The sequence below is a fragment of the Candidatus Magnetobacterium casense genome (assembly GCF_019173545.1).
In the GTDB taxonomy this organism is placed as follows: domain Bacteria; phylum Nitrospirota; class Thermodesulfovibrionia; order Thermodesulfovibrionales; family Magnetobacteriaceae; genus Magnetobacterium; species Magnetobacterium cryptolimnobacter.
The window spans coordinates 1-2,764 of the sequence record NZ_JABXWD010000420.1 but is presented as its reverse complement, the minus strand read 5'-3'; the positions used below and the strand labels follow the sequence as shown (position 1 = coordinate 2,764).

2 protein-coding genes are annotated in these 2,764 nt (G+C 52.1%); both read right to left on the bottom strand.

Features of this window, described 5'->3' with window-relative positions; translation table 11 throughout:
* A partial coding sequence (locus HWQ67_RS15765) for an ABC transporter substrate-binding protein (RefSeq protein ID WP_218253640.1) occupies nucleotides 1-1,042 on the bottom strand: 1,042 nt, incomplete at its 3' end.
* A 359-nt stretch (nucleotides 1,043-1,401) separates the two neighbouring features.
* The coding region (locus HWQ67_RS15760) for a DNA translocase FtsK (protein ID WP_218253639.1) at nucleotides 1,402-2,764 on the bottom strand (1,363 nt) is incomplete at its 5' end.

Here is a 2,764-nt window from a genome sequence, read left to right as displayed (position 1 = left end):
TGTTTGCGATCCTTTCGATAATACCCGGCTGGAAATTTTTGTATACTATATCTATCGACATCCCAGATGGTATAAATCCTATCGACTTGAGAAAATCGAACTCTTCGCTCATCGTACCGTGTTGGGCAAAATTACCCATTGGCAGCCTTGGGTCTGTATTCATGCCTGGCAAGTCCTTTAAGGCAATTTCGGCTATATGCTCAGGCGTTAATGGTGAGGGTTTACCGCTGAATGATTTCTGCCTGTCCAGTGCCCATTTTGCTGCCGTTAGCAGATTGTTTTTGCCCCTCTGCAGCCACCTCAAGGCCCTTAGCTCGGAAGCAACGATGGCCTCTGCGGCATCGGGGTGTGAGGCATAAAAGTCCTTCCCGAAGTACATAAACCCCGAACTTACCTTGCTGTATATCACATCAGAGCCGGGCAATGTAATCAGTGCCTCCGTAACCGTTGGTTCCCAGGCGGCAAAGGCATCTATCTTGTGCGCCCTGAGTGCGGCAACCATATCTGTTACTTCCATTTTGACAAGACGGACATCTTTGGGGATATTACCCTCTATGGACATGGCGCTGAGGAGGGTGTAGTGGGCGTTTGAGCCAAAGGCGTAACCTATTTTGGTGCCACGTAAGTCCTTTATCCTCGTGTGTTGCTTTGTGACGACCGAGGTGAAACCATACTGCATCAGCGACGCTACAACCACCTTGTCGGTAGAGGCTGCCACGATGGCAGGCAGATCGCCTCCTACGCCCACCTGGAGGTCGCCTCTGAGGAGGAAATAGTTTACGTCACGCCCTTTGGAAAACGGAAAGAACCTGATCTCCATGCCGAGGTCTTTTAGCGTATCGTAGAGTACGGCATCACATCTCATGACCTCCGTGATTATGTTTGCCGGCAGGTACATGGGCTGAATGCCTACGTTTATGACGTTTTTGCCATTGCCAAATTCGTACTTCAAATACAGGGGATCGACAGGAGGTTCTGTCGAGGTATAGGCAACGGCCAGTGAACAAACCACAACCGTCAATAGCACCGCAATTACCGCCATAACATTGCCTTTATGTGCAGATAGTCTCATGTCTCTCGCTCACGAGTTTAGTATAACATAATCAGACATTTTTTTATCAAGCTCAGGTGATATTTGACACGGTGCAAGAATGTCACGGGGCAATAGTAATCAGGTTTTTCAAAGTCGGCACTCTATGGCGTGTGTAAGGTTGCACGGAATCCATTTACCATTAAATTCTCTGTTTTGTTATATTTTTTCCTACACGGTCTACGTACAAACTCAGACTTAGGTTGTATTATAGCACGTTTCGATTGTGTGCGATAAAAGAAAGAAAGGGGCGGCTCCGCCCCCCTTCAGAACCCCCCGCAAGGGGACCAGTCCCCTTGACCCCATTTTTCCTACCCGACGATGGCGGCAAACTCCTCCTGCGCTATCAGTGGCGACTGCGCACGCTCAAGGCCGCTGCCTCGTTGACAGAGCATGTCGCCGTAGCCACGCAAGACCTCTGCGCCGGTTACATCCAATACGATCTGTGAGTTCTTTGAGGTTGTGACCTTCAGACAAACCTTTAACGGCAGATTGGCCTTTATAAGCCCCGTGACGATCTTGGCATCCGGTCGCTGCGTGGCCAACACAAGGTGAATCCCGCAGGCACGCCCCTTCGCCGCAAGCCGTACCACGAGGGACTCAAATTGCCGCTGCTGCTCCTTGGTGGCCGACAGAACGATGTCGCCAAACTCATCCATCACGATGACGTAACATGGCAAGTCATCACCCGCTGCCTTTGCAAGCAAGCCGTATCGCTCATCCATCTCATCCACCGCCCTCTGGAGGCAGTCAATGGTTGCGTCGATGTCGTGGATTATCGACTCGGTCAGATAGGCGCTGTTTGACATATCGCAATCTCTGGAGGCAAACGTCACCTGCTTTGGATCGACGATGGTAAACCTTAGCGTCTGAGGCGTATTCCTCTTGATCAGCGATGCCACCAGAGACCTCAAAAACTCACTCTTACCGCTGCCCGTGCTGCCGGCGACAAGGACATGACAGTGCAGCGGATCGGCCAGGTCGCCAACCAAGACCTGATTGTCCACGCCTATGCCGATGGGAAATGCCACAGCACTGGCGTTGGCCACATACTCCGGCCTCCGGAGCACGTCCGCCCACAGGACGGTGTCGGGTCTGTCCTTGAGGATATCGATTGTGACACACCCCTCAGCCGGCTCAATCAGCGGGGGCTGCTTCAGCGACAGTTGCACCTTCAAATCCGCAGCACGACTGACAAGTGATGCAACCTTCACCCCTGTCCCCGGCCTTACCTTGTAGCGCACCAACTGCGGGGCTTCCTGCTTGCCGATTACCTCAACGTTGAGTTTGAAGTTTGCGTAGCACTTTTGTATGGCATCGGAGAAGTCTTTGACCTCAGGGGCATCATCCGGTTCATCGTGTGTGTGATCCCGCTTGCCCGGTGACGACCTCTGTTGAACAACCAGGTCGTGAAGTACCGGTTCAACCAGTTCGTTGAAGATATCTTCCAGTTCCTTTGGCGTAACATCGACCGTTTCAATTTCGGGGAGGTAGTACTCCAGGGATGCGTGAAACTTAAGCCCCGGCTTTGCGATGGCCAACAGTCTGGCATAGATGGCCAGTTGCAGGATGTCATGTCTGAAATTGGCACCCTTTGACAGCTTATAGTCAACCACCTCAAGGCCATAGTCCGGATGAGAGCGCACGGCATCCATGCGACCCGAAAGCAGCACT